This window comes from Mesorhizobium sp. M7D.F.Ca.US.004.03.1.1, from assembly GCF_003998635.1.
Taxonomy (GTDB): Bacteria; Pseudomonadota; Alphaproteobacteria; order Rhizobiales; family Rhizobiaceae; genus Mesorhizobium; species Mesorhizobium loti.
The window spans coordinates 1-631 of record NZ_RZQG01001640.1; the positions used below are offsets into that span (position 1 = coordinate 1).

Sequence of the window (631 nt, forward strand, 5' to 3'; positions counted from 1 at the left end):
ATCCAGACCTTGAAATCGGGATCCGTGGCCCGGCCGCGCTTGAGGGCCTCAAGCCCCATCTCGACGGCACCCGACAGCAACGGCGCGACGATATTGGCGTGCCAGCCAACGCCGCCTTCGGGATGCAGCAGCACGCCATGACCTTTCAAGGCCCAGGCGACGGAGTGTTCCTTGGCTGCCCCGCTGTTGCCGGGAATCTGGGCGATCAGGTTGTTGGCCAGCCAGAATTTCTGCATCAGCCGGCCGAGACCGTTGACGACACCGTTCGTCGCCCAGGAGGCAGTGAGCGGGCTGACCTGCGACACGATCTCCTTGTCGATCATCCAGTCGGTGAAGAATTCGGGATGGTTGGGCGTGATGAAAGTCGCCTTCCCTGCCCCGCAACTGGCCTTCAGCCGTTCGAGGTCAGCGTCGGGAAAGGCGATGTGACGGACATTGGCGACGCCGCGCAGACCGGCCAGGCGGTTGAACGGCAACAGATCACGAAATCCGGGAATGCCGTGCAGCATGACGATCCGGTTGACGGATGTCATGGCTCTGATCAGTGCCGGGTTGGGCCGCGGCGCCACGAAGACATCGATCTTGCTCAAGCTGCTCCCCCTTGCGCCTGGACGCTGGGATAGAGGTTGAG

General features: G+C 62.9%; 1 pseudogene. It reads right to left on the reverse strand.

The annotated features are described in order from the left end of the window. Positions 1–590, reverse strand: a pseudogene (locus EN935_RS39235) (hypothetical protein); the annotation flags it as partial. Positions 591–631 lie beyond the last annotated feature (41 nt).